This window comes from Ferdinandcohnia sp. SAFN-114 (genome assembly GCF_059415045.1).
The window spans coordinates 25,506-45,789 of record NZ_JBPFDQ010000037.1 but is presented as its reverse complement, the minus strand read 5'-3'; the positions used below and the strand labels follow the sequence as shown (position 1 = coordinate 45,789).

Annotated in this window: 12 protein-coding genes and 1 riboswitch; of the genes, 4 read left to right on the top strand and 8 right to left on the bottom strand. The window is 38.1% G+C overall.

Annotated elements, in window-relative coordinates; genetic code table 11:
• Positions 1–114: 114 nt before the first annotated feature.
• The gene (locus ACR65M_RS13450; RefSeq protein ID WP_121448882.1) at positions 115–1,095 is read left to right on the top strand and encodes a diaminopimelate dehydrogenase; all 981 of its coding nucleotides are present in this window, start codon (positions 115–117) and stop codon (positions 1,093–1,095) included.
• 49 nt (positions 1,096–1,144) lie between these two features.
• Here ACR65M_RS13450 and ACR65M_RS13445 read toward each other — a convergent pair whose 3' ends face one another.
• Positions 1,145–2,866, bottom strand: coding sequence for a sulfate adenylyltransferase (locus ACR65M_RS13445; RefSeq protein WP_440273556.1), 1,722 nt, complete (start codon positions 2,864–2,866; stop codon positions 1,145–1,147).
• Positions 2,867–2,944: 78 nt separating this feature from the next.
• Positions 2,945–3,085 (bottom strand): hypothetical protein, encoded by a 141-nt coding sequence (locus ACR65M_RS13440; RefSeq protein ID WP_440273555.1) that lies wholly within the window; start codon positions 3,083–3,085, stop codon positions 2,945–2,947.
• Between the two features lie 97 nt (positions 3,086–3,182).
• Here ACR65M_RS13440 and ACR65M_RS13435 point away from each other — a divergent pair, with 97 nt between their 5' ends.
• Positions 3,183–3,863, top strand: a complete 681-nt coding sequence (locus tag ACR65M_RS13435; RefSeq protein ID WP_440273554.1) for a phosphoribosylaminoimidazolesuccinocarboxamide synthase — start codon at positions 3,183–3,185, stop codon at positions 3,861–3,863.
• A gap of 125 nt (positions 3,864–3,988) precedes the next feature.
• On the opposite strand, the gene xylE is transcribed toward ACR65M_RS13435, so the two are convergent.
• The 4 genes from xylE to ACR65M_RS13415 form a co-directional block, all read right to left on the bottom strand.
• Positions 3,989–5,482 carry a D-xylose transporter XylE gene (gene xylE, locus ACR65M_RS13430; RefSeq protein ID WP_440273562.1) on the bottom strand — a complete coding sequence of 498 codons (1,494 nt, stop codon included), beginning with the start codon at positions 5,480–5,482 and terminating at the stop codon, positions 3,989–3,991.
• Between the two features lie 304 nt (positions 5,483–5,786).
• Positions 5,787–7,352, bottom strand: coding sequence for a response regulator (locus ACR65M_RS13425; protein ID WP_440273553.1), 1,566 nt, complete (start codon positions 7,350–7,352; stop codon positions 5,787–5,789).
• Between the two features lie 24 nt (positions 7,353–7,376).
• Complete coding sequence (locus tag ACR65M_RS13420) at positions 7,377–8,798, bottom strand: sensor histidine kinase (RefSeq protein WP_440273552.1); 1,422 nt, start codon at positions 8,796–8,798, stop codon at positions 7,377–7,379.
• The gene (locus tag ACR65M_RS13415) at positions 8,785–9,795 is read right to left on the bottom strand and encodes a sugar-binding protein (RefSeq protein WP_440273551.1); all 1,011 of its coding nucleotides are present in this window, start codon (positions 9,793–9,795) and stop codon (positions 8,785–8,787) included. Before ACR65M_RS13415 ends, ACR65M_RS13420 begins: the two co-directional genes overlap by 14 nt.
• Positions 9,796–9,991: 196 nt before the next feature.
• On the opposite strand from ACR65M_RS13415, the gene ACR65M_RS13410 reads away from it, so the two are divergent.
• Positions 9,992–11,380, top strand: coding sequence for a LysM peptidoglycan-binding domain-containing protein (locus tag ACR65M_RS13410; RefSeq protein ID WP_440273550.1), 1,389 nt, complete (start codon positions 9,992–9,994; stop codon positions 11,378–11,380).
• Between the two features lie 74 nt (positions 11,381–11,454).
• Here the strand turns inward: ACR65M_RS13410 and ACR65M_RS13405 are convergent, their stop codons facing one another.
• Together ACR65M_RS13405 and ACR65M_RS13400 are read right to left on the bottom strand one after the other, a co-directional pair.
• Positions 11,455–12,717, bottom strand: a complete 1,263-nt coding sequence (locus tag ACR65M_RS13405; RefSeq protein ID WP_440273549.1) for a cation:dicarboxylate symporter family transporter — start codon at positions 12,715–12,717, stop codon at positions 11,455–11,457.
• 110 nt (positions 12,718–12,827) lie between these two features.
• Positions 12,828–12,981: riboswitch (cyclic di-AMP (ydaO/yuaA leader) on the bottom strand.
• Positions 12,982–13,103: 122 nt separating this feature from the next.
• A complete protein-coding gene (locus ACR65M_RS13400; protein WP_440273548.1) occupies positions 13,104–14,738 on the bottom strand; it encodes a thiamine pyrophosphate-binding protein in 1,635 nt (544 codons plus the stop codon).
• 207 nt (positions 14,739–14,945) lie between these two features.
• Here ACR65M_RS13400 and ACR65M_RS13395 point away from each other — a divergent pair, with 207 nt between their 5' ends.
• Positions 14,946–20,258 (top strand): lamin tail domain-containing protein, encoded by a 5,313-nt coding sequence (locus tag ACR65M_RS13395; RefSeq protein ID WP_440273547.1) that lies wholly within the window; start codon positions 14,946–14,948, stop codon positions 20,256–20,258.
• Positions 20,259–20,284: the final 26 nt, after the last annotated feature.

Genomic DNA, 20,284 nt, shown 5'->3' with positions numbered 1-20,284 from the left:
ATCAAAAAAGTTTGGAAATCGAAAGACCCAAAATAGGTTTACATAGAAGCTAACTGGGCAATTTAAACTTGACATAATTTTTTTGATAGTATTTGAAGTAAAGGAGAAATGTATATGAGCAACAAAATTAGACTAGGTATCGTAGGTTACGGTAATCTTGGAAAAGGCGCAGTTAAAGCTATTAAACAATCTCCTGATATGGAATTAGTAGCAGTTTTTACGAGAAGAGATCCAGAAGCCCTCGTTCTTGATGAGCCAAATGTAAAAGCTGAACACATTTCAAATGCAAGTGATTATCAAGGTAAAATTGATGTTATGTTACTTTGTGGAGGTTCTGCTACAGACCTACCTGAACAAACTCCGCAAATTGCTAGCATGTTCAATACTGTAGATAGTTTTGATACACATGCAAAAATCCCTGAATTCTATGCAGCTGTAAACGAAGCTGCAAAAAATACGACTGCTATTATTTCAGTAGGTTGGGATCCAGGTTTATTCTCCATTAATCGTGTTATGGCGGATGCGATTTTACCTAATGGTGAAAATTATACATTCTGGGGTAAAGGCCTTAGCCAAGGACACTCTGATGCAATAAGACGAGTAGATGGTGTTAAAAACGGTGTACAATATACTATTCCATCTGAAGATGCAATGGAAAAAGTGCGCAGTGGTTCAAATCCAGAACTAACAACTGCTGAAAAGCATCGCCGCGTCTGCTACATCGTTGCTGAGGAAGGTGCAGACAAAGCAGCTATCGAAAATGAAATTAAAACAATGCCAAACTATTTCGCAGATTATGATACAGAAGTGAATTTTATCTCAGAAGAAGAATTAAACCGTGAGCATTCTAAAGCACCACATGGTGGATTTGTCATTCGTGGTGGTAAAACGAGTGAAGATACTACACAGGTATATGAATTCTCACTAAAATTAGACAGCAATCCTGAATTTACGTCTGCTGTATTAGTTGCATATGCAAGAGCAGCATACCGATTAAACCAAGAAAAGCAATTTGGTGCAAAAACTGTATTCGATGTAGCACCAAGCTATATTACACCACGTTCTCCAGAAGAACTAAGAAAAGATTATTTATAAGAAAATCTATAAAAAAATCACTCACAATTCGTGAGTGATTTTTTCCTACTTACTCATCACTACCTCTGTAACGGTTGTATGGCAGCGGGTTCCAAACTCTATATTTTAGGTTTTCTGAACGAAGTGGTGAAGGGATATCATCAAATATTTTTCGTGCAACTTCTAGTTCACGTTCTGCCTCGGACTTATCCTGATACATAAATTCATCGGAAGCCTTTTCCAATGCTTTATTTACCTTTTCTTCTAAATACTCAACCACCATTTCTTGTTGTTTATGGATAGACTCTCTGGCTAATGCCACCCAATCCGGCTGAGCGGTACGAAGTGTGTCTGATACATAACTGAACTCTTCGAAAATATCTCTATATATTTTATCGGCATTTTCACGTGCATCCATGATCACATTTTCTAAATCTTCTATCGTAAGTTCCTCAACCTTAAGCGGTTTTCTTCGCTTTGGACCACCAATTCTTGATCTCGTTAAATAATATGGGAAAATACTCTTTATCGTTTTACCGACAGGTGAGATAGCCATATTGTTCTCATCCACACCTTTCGGCTGCACACCCTGCATCGCAATCCGGGCAGACTCTGGTCTTACTATTTCTTTCGGTGGTAAAACCCCATACCTCAGTAACTCACGAATCCCAGTCCCGGAGATATTAATACGATATTGTTCATCATGTGGACATGTTTGGTCAGTTGCTTGCGTACTGCATCGTGTACAGTAAAACACTTCATGGAACAAGCGAATATCGATTCCTAATTCATCTGGTGTAAATTCATCAAATATCGTATGGCTAGCATATTTTTCATAGAAATCACCAATACCCGCATGATCCCGTCCGATTAAAGCGTGGGTACACCCATAGTTTTTCATGATCAACGCATGGAGAACCGCTTCACGTGGACCAGCGAATATATAAGTAACTCTTAAAGGTGCAAGAATCGTTCTTTCTTTTGGATAATATGTATCCAGTACACTGCGGTAAGACAACATTCGAAACTCGTGTCGTGTATATTCACGCTTTGCCATTTCTACTAGTGGCTGAACAAATAGGCCCTCTAACTCTTCCAACGCATTTCTATGAATATACTCATGTCCGCGGTGTAAAGGATTTGCTCCAGTAATAAATCCGCCTACAGATTTAAACTTCTTTTTTTCATAAAAAAGCTTCCAAGTTTCTTTCGGCTCCATTCTTATATCTTCAAATGGCCCCCAATGGACTCTTCGAAGCAATTGTATGGGGCCGGCCAAAGCGGTATCTCCCATTCGACGATAGATCGAATCAACTCCAGGGTGGTTTCGGTCAGTTGTGCCAAAAAGATGGGTTGCTCGGAATTCACGATCATAGTGAAAGATATCATTCAACTTTAGAATCGCGACGGGTTCTCTTGTTTCATCCGCAAGAGCGACCTCATCCCCGACGGATAAAGTTTTAATTACCTGCTGATTTCGGTCACCAATTGGCGCGAAACTTAGCGGTACAGGCCAAACCACTCCATTTTTCAAGCGGCCTTTCGTAAGTACAGACTTGTAATCCTCTTCATCCATAAAACCTTCATTAGGAGACAACACCCCTGTTGCGATCATTTCAAGCGTTATGACGGCCTCCAAATCTACCATAATCATAGGTAAATGCTTTGCTCTTTCCATTGCTTCCTCTTGTGCTTTCCCGGTAAGTACACGATTCACCAATTTGCCACCATGTGGCTGTTGTGGATAGCTTGCTAATGTTTTTTCATCCAACACATCAGTAAACTGATTCATCATATCACCCTCCTATACCCACTTATATTCTATTGATATACTTTATATCCTTCCAAAACTGAATATTTTTTAGAAAATTCAGTTAAACTTTTTTAATAAAAATAACATAGATGCCTGTGAATAATAGTTTAATAGAATGGATTTTCGGTTAAAATCCGCATGAATTTTATACTTCTTTACCGTTAATCCCTCAATACCCACCAAAATCTTAACGTTCATGTGTATTCACACTAAAATATTTCGTATTTACTATTGTACAAACACTATTTTATCTATATGATTATTATGTTATTAAATTTCACGTAGGAGGATTAACATGAAGCTTAAATACACAGGTAAAACAAAAGATGTCTATGAATTGCAGGACGGAAATTACCTACTCCAATTTAAAGACGATGTAACAGGCGTTGATGGTGTTTTTGATCCAGGTGCAAATACGGTTGGTTTAACAATTGAAGGTGCAGGTCGTGCTGGATTAAAGTTAACTAAATACTTTTTCGAGTTATTAAACGAAAGAGAAATTCCAACTCACTATATTGACGCCGATATCGATCAAGCAACTATGACAGTTAAACCGGCTGAAGTATTCGGAAGCGGTCTTGAAGTCATCTGCAGATATCGTTCTGTTGGTAGCTTTCTTCGCCGATACGGATTATATGCTGAAGAAGGCCAAGCTCTCGATGCTTTTGTTGAAGTAACCTTAAAAGATGATGGTCGTGAAGATCCTCCAATCAGTGAAGACGCTTTAGACATGCTCGGTATCCTGTCTAAAGAAGAATATCAGGTATTAAAAAAACTTACACAACAAATCAGTGGTATCGTTAAAGACGAGTTAGCTAAAAAAGGAATCGAATTATATGATATTAAATTCGAATTCGGACGCACTGGCGATGACAGACAAATTGTACTTATCGATGAAATCTCTGGAGGAAACATGCGCGCATACAAAGACGGAGAATATATTGAACCATTAGAATTAGAAAAGATGTTTCTATAATGGGACATAGGGACAGGTCCCTTGTCCCAAAAATCGATAATTTAGGATCTAAAAAAGAAGCCAATACAACATGATTGGCTTCTTTTCTAAAATAAGACTATTTCACTTCCACTTTATTTGTCACACTACACTACTCTTTTTTTGCTTTCAATAGTACCTTCTCTTACTGCCTCTTTAGATTTACTTAACATATTCTCCAATTGTTCCAATGACTTTCCTTTTGTTTCGGGAATAAACTTCCATACAAAAACCGCTGAAAGAAGACTCATTATTCCATAGAAGGAGTATGTTAATCCACCACTAAACTCCATCATTGCTGGGTAAGTCGATGAAATAAAGTAGTTTGCCGCCCATTGTGCAGCCACTGCAATCGCCATGGCTTGACCTCTAATTTTGTTAGGGAAAATTTCTGAAAGAAGTACCCATACTACAGGTCCCCATGACATCATAAATGATGCTGTATAAATGATAATGAAAATTAATGTACCGATTCCAATTATGTTTGTGAAAGCCATGCCAGCCACACCAAACATTCCAATTGTCATACCGATTGAACCAATAATTAAGAGCGGTTTACGTCCAAATTTGTCAACAGTGAAAATCGCAATAAGTGTGAATACAACATTAACCAAGCCCATAATTATCGTCTGGAACATAGAAGCATCTTTTGCCGCCCCCATGCTTTCAAAGATACGTGGTGCATAGTAGAGTGCCACATTAATTCCCACGAACTGCTGGAAAACTGATAACAGAATTCCGACTACAACAATTGTTTTCCCAAATGAGAATAGTTTTGATTTTGATTTATTGCCGTCAAAGGATGACTTAATTTCTAATAAAGTTGATTTAGCGACAGCTTTTTCGTACAACTTATTGAGAACAGACATCGCCTTCTCATCCTGATTCTTTTGAATAAGATATCGAGGTGTTTCAGGTACGGTAAATAATAGAGCAAGAAATATAGCTGCTGGTATTACCTCTGAAAGAAACATATAGCGCCATCCGATATCATTTATCCATTCAATGGTTTGGCCATTCGCAATTCCCCAGTTAACAAAATACACAACCAGCATACCGAAAATAATGGCAAATTGATTTAATGATACTAATGTACCACGAATTTTTGGTGGTGCGATTTCTCCTATATACATTGGTGCAACAGCTGAAGCAAGACCAACGCCTATTCCACCAATAATTCGATAGATGTTAAATGTAATCAACAATTCAATCGTAGGATTACCCTTTGTGAAGAATAAAAATTCAGGATATGCTGATCCAAGTGCTGAAACGATAAACAAGACCGCTGCTACAACAAGTGAATATTTTCGTCCAATATTCGATGCAAAGTAACCGGATACAAGACCACCAATAATACAACCAATTAAAGCACTTGATACTGTAATCCCATGGACAAGTGAACTCAGTCCGAGACTCTCAGTAAAATAAGCTTGAAGCGCTCCTTCCGCTCCTGAGATTACCGCTGTATCATAACCAAATAACAAACCACCAAGAGTGGCTACTAATGTAATTAAAACAATCGAAAAATTACTATTTTTTTTCATATACTTTTGAAAGAGACTTTCCTCTTTCTTCCCCCTCTCTTCCTTGAAAGGATTAATATTTTGATAACCCTTACACTTTCTTTAAAAGGCACCTACCTCAAAACAAATCAACTATCCTCCTAAAAAAGAATTAATTCTCAGTATGATTTCGTTTTCATAAACCTAGAAGCAGGTAGCAGTTGATTTCTATGCATCTAAATTATCATGTAAACGCATTAATGTTTTCGCTTTCATCTTCATTATCTTGTTAACTTCTAGACTATCTTGTTTTTTATGTTGGACCTTTCAAATCACTTAACCAATCCCATCACTGAAAATTTCCTGCCTAATAACAAAAAAACAACGACTATGATCGTTGTTTTTACGGTTGATATTTGGTTCGATACTCACTTGGGCTCATTCCGATTTCCTTTTTGAATACTCTACTAAAATAATTTGGATCTTTATAACCTATACTTAGTGCAATTTCTTTTAACGACATACGTGATAACAATAGCTCTCTTGCCTTTTCTAATCTCGTAGCTGTCAAATACTCTATAATCGTAAGATGAAACCGCTCTTTGAATAACTTACTTAAATAATAAGAACTAATGCCAATTTCTGCAGCAATTGATTCAAGAGAAATTGATTTAACATAATTTTTATCTAAGTATTCTTTTGCTTTTAGTAGTAATGTTTGTACACCATTCGAACGATATTCTGCTAAACTTTCTATAATCATGAGGAGGTGTGATTTGGCTGCTTCCTTAATCTGCATTGCTGTACCGAATTGACCTAAGCCTGTTACTATATCTTCTTCAAATCCTAGCTCTTTTAAGGCACGCGATAATACAATAAAGAAGTTTTCCATCGCCTTATGGATCGTTCTAACCTGATAGTCTGAGGTCTGTTCAATAGACTGAAAATACAGTTCAAACATGTGTAAACCCTTTTGGCTATCACCTTTCTTCACAGCATCAACCAGTTCCTTCTCAATTTCAAAAGGAATTAATTCTTTGCGCCTTTGTTTAATCCGCTCATTAAATACCATATAGGCTGCACTAGGTTGTGTATAGGCTAGCTCTAAAGCATCGATTGCTTCTTTATAAGAAATAGAAAACTGATTAACATCAGAAATAATACTACCAATCCCTACATATAAGTGGCATTCGTTAAGCGAATGTTGTACTTGATGTATAACCGATCGAGCAAACTCTTCTCTTATTTTATGATTTTCATATTCCTCGTCAGTTAATAGCCTCAAAACAGGTACTTGAAAGCCTGTCAAAGGACCGACAAGACAATGGGAATACTGGTCATGAATTGTTTCTTTCAACACTCGATACCAGTGACTTTTTTCTTCTCGACTTGTATGCAGTTGATCTGATTCAAATGTAAAAACAGCAACAAAACCTTTTTTATGCTCAAGATCTAGCCATTCTTCCCAATCTTCCTCATTAAACTCATGAACGTGATCCATAATGAAGGAAACAATAAATTCTATTTCAATAAAGGAACTTGCTCTTTCAAGTCGTCGATTTATTTGTTTTGTTTCATTTTCTTTCTGCTTCTCACTTTCAATTTCTTCGACCATCCGATCAAAAGCCTCAATAACTTCAGACATTTTACTAGGCTTTAATAAATACTCTTTAATTCCAAATTTCATTGCTTCTCTAGCATAATCAAATGTATCAAAAGCTGAGACCATAATAAATTTTGTTTGCGGAAGAACAGAAACGATTCTCCTAATAGCTTCTAAGCCATCAAACTCAGGCATCTTTATATCCATGAAGACTAAATCTGGTTTATGTAAGATAGCTAAATCAACTGCTTGTTTCCCATTTTTCGCCTCAGCAATAATTTCAAAATTTACCCGCTTTTTACTAAGTATTATTTTCAAACCATCTCTTTCAATCTGTTCATCATCAACTAACATGACCTTTATCATAAAAAAATCCTCACTTATTCTTCTTTACGTTTTGACTAATTTAATACGTACTGTGGTCCCTTCTCCTATACTTGAAACAACCTCAACTTCACTCTCTTTTTGAAATAGTGCAAGACGGTTGATTACATTTTTCATGCCAATTCCAGTTGAATGACCAGTACCTTCCTTTATCGTAGTTACTTCATTGCTGTCATTTGGATCCATCAAGCTTCGAAGTGTCTCTTCATCCATTCCTACCCCATTGTCCTTAACTTCTATGAGCACCATATTATCTTCTTCATATATATGTAATTCAATCTTGGCACCCTCCGCCATACCCTCAATTCCATGAATAAATGCGTTTTCAACAATCGGTTGAAGCGTAAGACAAGGTATTGGAATTGCAAGGCAATTTGGATCAATGTTTTCGATAAACTCAACTCGATCTCCAAACCGCGTCTTTTGAATAAAAAAATACTCTTTTACAATTTTAACTTCATCTTTCAATATTGTTTTACGATCAAGACTACTTATATTATATCGGAGTAACGTCGAGATTGAAGAAATTAAATCACTTGTTCTCTCCGCTCCCTCGATGAGAGATGTTTTGGATATTGTGTTTAATGTATTAAAAAGGAAATGGGGGTTAATTTGATTTTGCAAGCTCTTTAATTCCATTTCCTTCAGTAATTGTCCCATCTTAGCCTTTTCTTCTATCTCACTCATTGATTCAAGAATATTCCTCTTCATTTCATTAAACGTCTTTGTTAAAAACCAAAGTTCGTCCTTTGTCGAAACGACAACATCCTCTCCCATATAGCGTCTAGCAGATATTTCTTTAGCTGCTAGAGTAAGTCTTTCAATGGTGCTAGTTATCCCATTGGAAAACCATAATGCAAATAAGATACTTAATAGGATAATCACAACTAGAATCGATATCGCCATCTTTTTCATATAAGTAATCTTTTTATCTAATAACTTAGCTATTGATTGGTAATTGCTAAGCTCATTGTTTATCAAACTAAGTGTTTCTTCATGAATATAGGCAGATGTATTATTTGCCTCACTTATAAGTAGTGAGTAAGCCTCAATGTCTTTTTTTTCTACTGCAACTATTGTCTTATCTGTTTGTTCAAGAAAACTTGTCATGATATTGATATAATTTTTTTTCGTTATACTTTCCTTTTCCATATCCTTAAACCTATGTTGCAGTTCTACGAGTTGCTCCTTACTTTCTTGATATTCAATTAGGTTCTCAGGTAGCGGTTCGTACACGTATATTTGTAACGTTTCAAATGTTTGATTTGTCTTTTTAGCAATTTCATTTAATAGAAACAAATACGCATCATTCTCATTATGAAGTTCCATAATGCTTTGATTACTCTGCTCACGAACAACAAACAAAATTACAATTAAAAGTAAGATGGTTGTAAAATAAATCAGTAATTTTGTTCTAATTTTTATCATAAGGAACCACCATTGTTTCGTTACCAAAATCTAAATTAGATTTATTAATAATGGATGAATTGGTATGAGTAATTTCTTTAAACTGTTTGCCATTCATAATGTCTACCATTCGTTCTACACTTAAATAACCCATTTCAAAAGGATGCTGTTCCACAATTGCTTCAATTTCCCCGTTCTTTAATAATTCCATATTTTCATCGATTGTATCAAAAGTAATGACATACATATCATTTTCCTTTTGTAAAGAATTAGCTGCAGACACAATTCCAATCCCATTGTAGGAACTCGTTCCAAAAAAGGCAGTAATATTTTCATGTTCCGTTAATATGTTGTACGCCTTTTCTTCTACCTCCACCCTTGTAATCTTTGACTCTTCAACTGCTACAATTTCTATGCCCTCTACTTGCTCCACAACATCTTTAAATCCCTCTACACGTTCTAGGTGATGCGGATTGTCCAAACTACCTGTGATGATACCAACATTCGCCACGCCATTAGTATCTTCAACTAACGCTTTCCCTGCTAATTGGCCAGCCATGTAATTATCTGATCCAATGTAAGCATGCCGCATACTTTCGGGAGAGTCCGTATCAATCGTTACAACTGGAATTTTTTGACGCTCCGCTTTATTTATCATGTCGGTAAAATGTTCGTTAAGGCCTTGGACGATAATTCCATCCACTTTTGATTTAATTGCTTTGTCAAAGAGTTTCAACTGCTCTTCTGTATTTGATCTTTCAGGCCCAATATACTCCACTGCTGCACCATACTTCTGTCCGGCATTCTTTGCTCCTTCACCAATTAATTGCCAATACTCATGTTCCATCTCCTCCACTATTAATACAAAATGATACTTTGGTAAAGATGCTTCTGGAGAATAAACCTCTTCCATTTCTTGATTAATCGTTTGCACATGTTCATAAAAGTAAATGGAAAAACCTAAGGCTGTTATAAAAAATATCATTAATAAGCTATAAATAATACGTATCCTCTTCATGCTGCCCCCTTGAATATAAACTATCTAAGAATCATTATGTATTAAAATAGCACATTTCGACATTCTAATGCATTCTATTCCGTTCTTATAACCTCTCACAACTTTTACCTCCTCACCAAATACACGATATGAATTTGTAAAAATAAAGAACTTGGGGATAGTAATGGATAGAAATAGACAATGGATGGTGAAATAGGTGGAAGGTTTTTCACGATATAAACTAAACGAAACAGAAGACGGAATTGAAGTAATCTTATACCTTGATGAAAATTTAACCGAGTACTCAACTGAGTTAGGACTCTCATCCCCAGTGGAAGAGTCTGATATGGAAAGAAAAGCTGTTAATTTTGTAAAAAGAATATTTCCTACATTGAAGGTTAAAACAGTTAAGATTATGGCAGGTGGAGTGCTATTATCTGCCTTAGGTCTTGGTACTTTGCCTGCAACTCAAGCCTCTGCAGCTGAAGCAACTGGAAAGAAGACACAAACGAAGTCTTTATCCCATACTGTAGTAGCTGGTGATACACTATATAGTATTGCTCAAACTAATGGAACAACCGTTGATGCAATTAAGAACGCAAATAATCTCTCTTCGGATTCTCTACAGATTGGACAAACATTGACAATTCCTGTTGGCATTACTGCCATTCCGGCTCAAACCAATGTAACTACTTATCAGGTTGTTTCCGGTGATACTTTATATAGTATTGCCACACGTAACGGTACAACCGTAGATGAAATCAAAAGGGCGAATAATCTTTCTTCGGATATTTTGCAGATCGGACAAACGTTGACGATTCCTTCTGGTAATGGCACCGCTCCTACTCAAACCAATACAATTACACATCAGGTTGTTTCCGGTGATACGTTATATAGCATTGCAACAAGAAACGGCACAACCGTCGATGGGATTAAAAAGGCAAATAATCTGTCTTCCGATATTTTGCAGATCGGACAAACGTTGACGATTCCTTCTGGTGGTGAGTCTGTTCCTACTCAAACCACTACCACTACACATCAGGTTGTTTCTGGTGATACGTTATATAGTATTGCAACAAGGAACGGCACAACTGTCGATGGAATTAAAAAGGCGAATAATCTTTCTTCGGATAGCTTACAGATTGGACAAACTTTGACGATTCCTTCAGGTGTTACCATTGCACCCGCTCCGGTTCAAAGCGAAACAACATTCGCCGCTGAACAACAAAAAGTAGTGAACAAGGAAGAAGTCGAATGGCTTGCGAAAATGATACACAGTGAAGCGAGAGGTGAATCTTTAGAAGGGCAGATTGCCGTTGGTGCTGTAATTGTGAATCGTGTAAATAGTCCCTTATTCCCTAACAATATTAAAGATGTCTTGTTTGAAAAAAGCTACGGTTACTATCAATTTACACCAGCAGAAAACGGTGCGTTACTTACAGCAACTCCTAACGACCAACATAGAGAAGCTGCAAAAAGGGCACTCAGTGGTGAAGATCCAACAAATGGCGCATTATTCTTTTACAACCCTGATAAAACATCGAGCTCCTATCTAAGAAGTCGTACCGTATCAACCACAATAGGCAACCACGTATTTGCCTTTTAGGGACACAGTTCCTTGTCTAAAACAAAAAAAGCACATTCCTTTATTAACGGAATGTGCTTACTAATATCACATATTTACGATGCTTGTTGAACAGCTTCAACTTTAGTTGGAGGGTTATATTGACCTTCCCATTTAGCTACAACTAGTGCTGCCAACGAGTTACCTACTACGTTAACCGCGGTACGTCCCATATCTAGAATACGGTCAATACCAGCAATAAATGCCAGTCCTTCAGCTGGTAAACCCATTGTACTGAACGTCGCTAATAGCACTACGAAGGATACCCCAGGAACTCCAGCCATACCTTTGGATGTTACCATCAATATTAACATTAGCATTATTTGTTCCCCAATGCTCAAGTGAATTCCATACATTTGGGCGATAAATAAAGACGCTATAGCTTGGTATAAAACTGATCCATCCAAATTAAAAGAATAGCCAGTTGGAATAACGAAAGTCGCTATATGCTTTGGGCTTCCTGCCTGTTCCATTTTATCCATAATCCTCGGAAGTACAGTTTCCGAGCTGGATGTTGAAAAAGCAAGGATTAACTCTTCCTTAATCATCTTCAATAATTTAAAAATATTTAACCCAATAAATTTAGCCAATAAGCCTAAAATAACTACTACAAAGAAAATCATTGTTCCATAAACAGTAACGGCCAGCTTGCCTAATGGAATAAGTGATTCGAATCCATATTTTGAGATAGTTACACCTATTAATGCAAAAACACCAATCGGTGCATATTTCATAAATAAATTTGTCACATAAAACATGGCATTTGCCATACCCTCAAAGAAACGTAAAACCGGTTTTCCTTTTTCGCCTATAGCTGCAATTCCAAGACCGAAAACAACTGCAAAGAAAATAGTTGCTAGCATATCTCCTTCAACCATAGCTTGGAACGGATTTGTTGGAACAATATGAAGGAGTGTATCCGTTATAGATTTTCCTTCTTGCGCTTCTGATGTTTCTACATAACCTGAGATATCACTTTGTTCTAACTGGTCCATTACTAGTCCAGCACCTGGTTGGAATAAATTTGCAGAAATAAGACCGACTGCAATTGCGACCATGGTCATGCCAATAAAATATGTCAGGGATTTAGCACCTAACTTGCCGACTGATTTTAAATCACCAACACCAGCTATCGCAACGATAATACTCGAAAGAACAATTGGCACGACAATCATTTTAATTAATCGTAAGAAAAGATCTCCGAATGGCTGCAGGACACTTTGGGCAGTTTCACTTCCATAGAAAATGCCACCAACGATAATACCTAAAATAAGACCAATTAAAATTTGGCTTGCCAAACTTAATTTGAATTTTTTCATAAATTACCCCACCTTCTTAATAATTTGATTCTGATTACTCAGGTAAGGGAAACATATAGAAAGATAAGGTAACAAAAAACCGGCCGTTGCCGATTTACTATTCTACCATACTGTTCCCACTCGATTGCTTACGAGGTTAGCTTTCAGGTTAGGACTATAGGAAACAATAAGCCCCTTCTATTTAAGAATTCACCAATAGCGGAAAAATCCCGCATGAAGAATTTGGGTCCCCCGCTCTAGATAAAGATTAAGCAACAATGTTCTATATTGATTTTATACTAAAATAATATTCTAGTAAACTATTGAATCATTTCCAGTAGAGGGTCCCACCCCTGATTAACTAAAGCGGTAACATACCTGTGGGGCGGGAAACTAGCTTTCCACGGTCAACTCTTTGTTTCTGGATGAAAAGTTGGCGCAGTTTCAACCTCGATCAATGCTGGACCATTATGTAAAAATGCTTTTTCAAGGGTATCCTCTAATTCACTTTCTTCTGTGATTGAATAGCCTTTCCACGAGCAAGCTTCGGCAATTTTTACAAAGTCAGGATTCGTTAAGTCCACATCCTTTTGAATACTTCCGCTGGCTATCATTTTATCGCGTTCCATTTGTAACGCATGATTATTGAAAATGATGACTGTGATACTTAAGTTATACCGGATGGCCGTTAATAAATCGGCTAAAGTCATTTCGATTCCGCCATCTCCAACAACTGCAACCACTTGCTTCCCTGGAAAGCATAGTTTGGCTGCAAGAGCTGCAGGTAAACCAAATCCCATTGTTCGCCATTCTCCTGAAAAGATGATTTGTTGTTTAGTTGAGCGAAAATTACGATTGAACCAAACAGTTACATCACCCGTGTCTAGAGTAATAATCGCATCGTTTTGAACAGTATTTTCAATAGCTCTAACAATTCTTGATGGATGGAGCGGTTGGGAAGATTGTAAGCCTTCTTGCTCGTTTTGTGTGTCCCACGTTTCTTTTATCTTCTGGATGTTTGTTACCCAAGTTTGATTTTGTGAAACGCTATGAAGACTTTTCGTTAACAGGGGGACAAGCATTTCAGCTGAACCTACAATACCTAACTCAACAGGTATACCTTTCCCGATATTCTCTTTCGCAACATCAATTTGAATCAACTTCGCATGCTCTGGAACATATCCTTCCGGCCACCACAAGTTCCCTACTAATAATACGACATCTGACTCTTGAAAAAGATCTTTAGCATGAGGGTTTCCCCCTTGTCCAATTCCTCCTAAAAAGTTCGTACATGATTGATGAAACACCCCTTTTGCACCTAGGCTTACAAGGATACCCGCTCCCCAAAGTTCTGCTAGTTTTTCTACTTCTTTAACAGCATGTATTGCCCCAAGACCAGCTAAAATCATTGGTTTTTTTGCGTTTTTCATTAATTCAACTACCTCTGTGATAACTTTTTCATCTATAGATGAGGTAGTCTGTATCATTTTTGGTTCCCGCTGAATTTTTGCAGTTGTATTCACTGTAAAAAGATCCTTAGGAATCGATAGATGAGTAACAGCCCCTTTATCAAGTGATGTTTTCATCGCTTTTGTTAACACATCTATAATGGCGTCAGGGTGTGCGAGCAAAGACGTATATTCTGCGAGTGGTTTTATTAATTCTTGTTGATTAAGATACTGCTTATAGTCAGTCCCGATTTTTTGACTAGGAGCCTGACCAGAAATAGCCAGTACGGGTGCCTTATCCATATAAGCATCCCCTAGACCATTGAGTAAGTTTCCTAATCCTGGTCCCATCGTTGCCAGACAAACGCCAAGCCTTCCTGTTAACTTTGCCTCAGCTGAAGCCATCATGGCGGCAACCGATTCATGTTTCACCGCAATAAATTGGATTGAATTCTGCTTTGCTAGTTCATCCATTAACCCAATAATGGCATCCCCCACAACCCCATAGATCCTCTTAACTCCCCACATCTCAAGTTGCTTTAGCATAAGACTAGCAACAGTTTCATTCGTTGATTGACCAGATTGTACATTCACGATAGGTAAGTCTCCTTTGATTGTTTTTCCTTACCTTTCCAAATAGTGGAGTTTTATATTCAAGGACAGGATATGACAGCCACATGACAACTTTTGCTGAAATTTGTAATATTTACACGTTTTTTACATTTCAGATAAATAAAATCAATACTTTGTCGTTATTCTGTAGTGGAATACATAAAATCTTTACATTTTTAAGGAGGCATTATGAGGAAAAAAGCAAAACTGAACAAAGGGTTAGCCGTAACAACCACAGTAGCTATTCTCGTATCGAATTTAGGATTAGCCGTTCCGTCAGCTATGGCAGAAGAAACTTCACTAATTCCTATTTCACAAGTGCAATCAGAAAATCAAGTCCAAAAACAAGAAGATTCCATTTCAAATTCGGGAAACCAGGAGTCTGATGTACAAGATTCCTCTGCTCTACCTGAAGAAGCTCTCCCGAACGAAAACAGAGCTGACACTGAAGTGACGGAAGCCCCTTCTTCTCCAACTACAGAAACGAAAAGTCAGCCTAGCGAAGAAGAAACGCAAGAAAACACAGAAGTAAAAGTAAGTGAACCTGTACAGGTTCCCCAACAAGAAGTTGTTGCGGAAGAAAACCAAGCACCCATTATTACTCATGAACAAATTACAAATGCGAGTGCAAAAGATGACCTTGTTATCTCAGCAACCATTACTGACGATCATCAAGATTTCTCCGCCTCTGTTTATTATCAAACAGAACCGAATGGTGAGTTTAAGAAGATCGCGATGACTCACGTCGAAGGACAAATCTATCAAGCTACCATTCCGAAAGAATCGTTAACAAATGAAACTTTGCGTTATTACATCGAAGTAACGGACACACATCATCGTGTTAGGTATCCTACAAAAGATGGTTTTGAAGTGGCAATCGAAGATATCGTGGAGCCTGATTATGACTCACTTCCACCTATTTTGATTACGGAGATTTCTCCAAATTCTGAGGGTGGCGGCACAGATTATTATGAGTATTTTGAGCTCTATAACAATTCGAACCAGCCGCAGGTGTTAACAAACTATTCATTTGTTTATCATTATACGGATAGCGGAGTAGAGCTCCCTTTCCAAATCCCAGCAACAACGATTGAGCCACAGGAAAAACTAGTTTTCTGGTTTAATAACGGAGATAAACCATTATCAGACTTTAACACTCAATTTGGTACTGAGCTAACAAATGATCAAGTCGTCGAGTTTACTGATGCATTTCCTGGCTTTGCGAACGTCGGCAATCGTGCATTAGTTTTAAAAGACCTACAAGGAGCAGAGGTTATTTCTGCAAGTTATTTAGGAAGTGACAATGATAATACTGGCGCTGTTATCCAATATGAATATCCTGACCAAGGAACAGTAATGAAAAAATTACAGGGTATGGCCCCTCCGTCACCAGGTGTGATTACGGATAAACAGGTACCCGCTGTTCCTGTGCAACTCCCAGAAATTCCAACGGATACGGGAGCACCTGTGATTGAGCATACCCAGGTTGACGAGGTTGATGCCTATAAACCCGTCAAAATCGAGGCTAACGTAACAGATAACCTAGCAATCCCATTGGTTACTCTCCATTATAAAGAAAAGAATGCCGAGAACTTCACAGCCATCTCGATGAATCCAAGTGGAGAGAACACGAGCACGTACTCAGCTGAGATTCCAGCTGCGAGTGTAACGTCAGATCTCATTTATTATATTGAAGCATCAGATGGGATTCAGACTGCGAAAACAAGTGAGTATACGATCAACGTGAAACAAATTGATATTGATTATAGTACTCTCCCACATTTATTGGTTACAGAGGTTGTTCCAGACACCACAAATGTTGGTTCAGCTGACGGATATGAGTTTATTGAAATCTATAACAATAGCAATCAAGATATTAATTTTAAAGATTATAAGATTTATTACCGCTACGGCACGGACCCAGGTACAGATGTTGCATGGCCTTCGGTTCCGGAAGATGTCACCATACCTGCCGGAAAAACACTCGTCTTTTGGATCATCAATGATCAAAATGGCGATTCAACTGTAGCGGATTTTAACCAAAACTATGGTTCAAATTTAGTAGAAAATGAGAATATTGTTCGTGTTTATACAGGTGGTATGGCGAATGGCAGTATGCGTGGTATTGTGATCGGTACGAATGCTCATAAAGAAGTGGCACTTGCCTACTATAATGATGTACCAAATGTGGATGATACTTATGCTGACAAAGGAATTGTCTACGGGTATCCTACCGATCAGACGACACAGCAAATCAAACTAGACATCAAAGATGCAACTCCTGGAAGTGTTGAGACACACCAAGTTCCACGAGAAGCTGTGCAGCTTCCTGAAGATACAATTGCACCTGTAATTGATAATCAAACAGAGGTTACTGAAATAGCGGAAAAGGATAATATCGAAATTGCAGCGAATGTAACGGATGACCAAGAAGTGAAATCGGTCCGCCTTTTCTATAAAATTTCGGACCAAGATGAATACCAAATGAAAATTTTACAACAGGATTCTACGAGTGGTTTATTCCATTCAACCATCTACTCTCCTGAGTTAATTGGGAAAGACTTTGTCGACTATTACTTTGTCGCTTCAGATGGAAGGAATGAAAAAACAAGTGATACCTATCGTGTCGACATTACAACCGACCATGATCAATCGAGTCTTCGTCTGAATGTAATGGAAGAAGACATCGTGACTGGCGATGTGATTCTTAAAGGAACATCTGCTGAGGATGCACCTGACAACGTCTCACTAATGGTAGATGGCACAGAGCTAACGAGCGATACATATCATTCTGTTGAGCGAACTGCCTATTTTGCATTAGATGTAAACGGCTTGAATACGTACTTCCAAAATGCGGTGACCATGGGTGAAGAAGTGCTCTTCTTAATGGATAAGGATTGGTTGACTCAGTGGAAAACCTTTAGTATTCCGATTGAACCCGACCGCTTATCACTAGGAGATAATACCATCACGGTTCGCTCAGGAAACAAAGCATCGCCATTTGACTTAGATTCTAGTGAAAACCGCGATGATTATGACTTAAAAAATGTTCGCCTTGTCTTGTCGGATGGTACTGTTTTAACAGACACAACCTACAACAATCCAGATCAAGTATTAAAAATGAATGATGCCAACCCATTCGTTGATTTTCATTTTACGATCACGAACGATCATGCACTCTCTAAAACGGTGAAATGGGACACAACGACCGTATCGGATGGAGAACATCTGATCACCGTTCAAGATGCTGATGAAACTCTTGAACGAAAGGTGATTGTAGATAATACGGCTCCAGCGATTGAAAAAAATCTTGTTGAAAACAAAGAGTATAAAGGTGCGTTTACAATTGAAGGTAGTGCAATCGATGAAATTGCGGGAGTTGAATCATTCATAACCACCCTAAATGGTGAGGTTATTTCACTTCCATATGAAACAGCATCCTCCAAATTAGCACCTGGAGAACACAAACTAATCATGACTGCGGTTGATAAAGTTGGCAATCAAACAGAACACATTGTTCACTTCTCGGTAGTGAATGAAAATCCTGAAATGCCTGAAGCTTCTTCACCTGCAAATGGAGCAATCGTTAATGGTGACCCGGTTTTAAAAGTAAAAGTAACAGATCCGACCAACGATAAAGTCGATGTTACATTCTATCAAGGCTACAAATACGATGCGAGTCAGACTGAACATATTAGAGGCTATAAAAACGCTTCTGATACGGAACCACCACAAACACAGGTTCCAGCAGGAGAACAAGCCTTTACGGAAGAAGATATTGCCCTTGTTGCACAACAGGATGGACAATATTTAACGAACAATTCACACACACAATTTCCTTATCATCGCTTTGATGTAAAGGTCGATTCTACTGTCGATGAAAATGACATTGTCGAACTCAACTGGAAAGGAAAGTCACTAGAAGGACGAAAGGTTTCCATGTACGCGTGGAATCATGAAAAGGGTGATTGGGAATTAATCGATTATCGCATTGCTGGAGAAAATGATTTTGAACTGTCAGGAAATGTTGAAGTTCATGCATTTGTAAAAGACAGTAAAATTAATGTTCTCGTGCAGGATGAAATCCCAAGCACACCGGACGAGTATGACTATACGTTTGTATGGATGTCAGATACTCAATTTTACGCGGAAAGCTTCCCACATATCTTTGATCGTCAAACACAATGGATTGCCGAAAATCAAGACGAAATGAAGATTGAGTATGTCTTCCATACGGGAGATTTAGTGAACCTCTCGACAGACGAAAGCCAGTGGAATTATGCGGACCAATATATGGGCGTTTTAGACCAGCACAATATTCCATATGGCGTTCTAGCTGGTAATCATGACGTGAATCAAGTGAACAATGATTACACCGATTATTATCGTTACTTTGGTGAGGATCGTTTTGAGAACAAACCTTATTACGGCGGTTCCTACTTGAACAATCGGGGGCATTATGATTTAATCTCAGCGAACGGAAATGATTATATTATGGTCTATCTTGGTTGGGGAGTAACCGATGAGGGAATTCAGTGGGTCAATGATGTCCTTGCTGCACATCCTGACCGAATGGCAATCTTGAACTTCCATGAGTACTTGCTTGCGACTGGAACTAGACATCCACTCGGTGAAAAGCTTTATAACGAGATTGTTGTTCCGAATGAGAATGTCATTGCGGTATTAAGTGGACATTATCACGAAGCACAAACCCTAATTGATGAAATAGATGATAACGGCGATGGTACACCAGATCGTACCGTGTATCAAATGCTGGCAGATTATCAGGCTGGCCCTGAAGGTGGCCAAGGGTATATGAGACTCTTACATTTCGACCAGGACAATCATCGCATCATCGTAAATACGTATTCACCGTATTTAGATGACTATAACTACTATGATACTGAGGCCCATGCTAAAAAAGATGAGTTTATCATTAACCTAGACTTAAGCGCCGTTGAAAAACAAGTCGCGACTGATTATTTCTCTGTAAATGTCTATACCGATACAGAAATCGGCAAGGATGAGGACGTGGAAAGTGGCGAAATCGCAGAAACCGTTTGGAAAGGTCTTGCAAATGGAAACCTATACTCCTGGTATGCAGTAGTTGAAGACGACCACACTGGAAAAACAGTGTCTGACATCTGGTCCTTCACAAAACAAGCAGCTGGTTCAGATTCAGAGGATGAAAATGATCCTGAGGAGCCACCAACTGAGCAACCCGAACCTGAAATACCAACTGATGAAGAGCAACAGCCTGAAAAACCTGAAAAACCAGAGAGCGAAAATCAAGATCAAAATAATAACGAACCAAACAAAGATCAAGATGAACAGCAAGCTGAAGACGTAAATAACGACAAGACTAATAAACAATCAAATCAGAATGGTGACATTCTACCCGTTACAGCAACCAATATCTATAACTTGCTACTAGCAGGATTTATCTTATTGATTGCGGGTGGATCAATTCTAGTCATTCGAAAACGTAAACTTCAGGCATAATAGTAAGGGGCATGGTTTCTAAAAAG

What these genes read in the sequence shown, in the direction of transcription:
- ACR65M_RS13450 (WP_121448882.1), top strand. Translation starts at nt 115, where the DNA reads ATGAGCAACAAAATTAGACTAGGTATCGTAGGTTACGGTAATCTTGGA.
- ACR65M_RS13445 (WP_440273556.1), bottom strand. Translation starts at nt 2,866, where the DNA reads ATGAATCAGTTTACTGATGTGTTGGATGAAAAAACATTAGCAAGCTAT.
- ACR65M_RS13440 (WP_440273555.1), bottom strand. Translation starts at nt 3,085, where the DNA reads ATGAACGTTAAGATTTTGGTGGGTATTGAGGGATTAACGGTAAAGAAG.
- ACR65M_RS13435 (WP_440273554.1), top strand. Translation starts at nt 3,183, where the DNA reads ATGAAGCTTAAATACACAGGTAAAACAAAAGATGTCTATGAATTGCAG.
- ACR65M_RS13425 (WP_440273553.1), bottom strand. Translation starts at nt 7,352, where the DNA reads ATGATAAAGGTCATGTTAGTTGATGATGAACAGATTGAAAGAGATGGT.
- ACR65M_RS13420 (WP_440273552.1), bottom strand. Translation starts at nt 8,798, where the DNA reads ATGATAAAAATTAGAACAAAATTACTGATTTATTTTACAACCATCTTA.
- ACR65M_RS13415 (WP_440273551.1), bottom strand. Translation starts at nt 9,795, where the DNA reads ATGAAGAGGATACGTATTATTTATAGCTTATTAATGATATTTTTTATA.
- ACR65M_RS13405 (WP_440273549.1), bottom strand. Translation starts at nt 12,717, where the DNA reads ATGAAAAAATTCAAATTAAGTTTGGCAAGCCAAATTTTAATTGGTCTT.
- ACR65M_RS13395 (WP_440273547.1), top strand. Translation starts at nt 14,946, where the DNA reads ATGAGGAAAAAAGCAAAACTGAACAAAGGGTTAGCCGTAACAACCACA.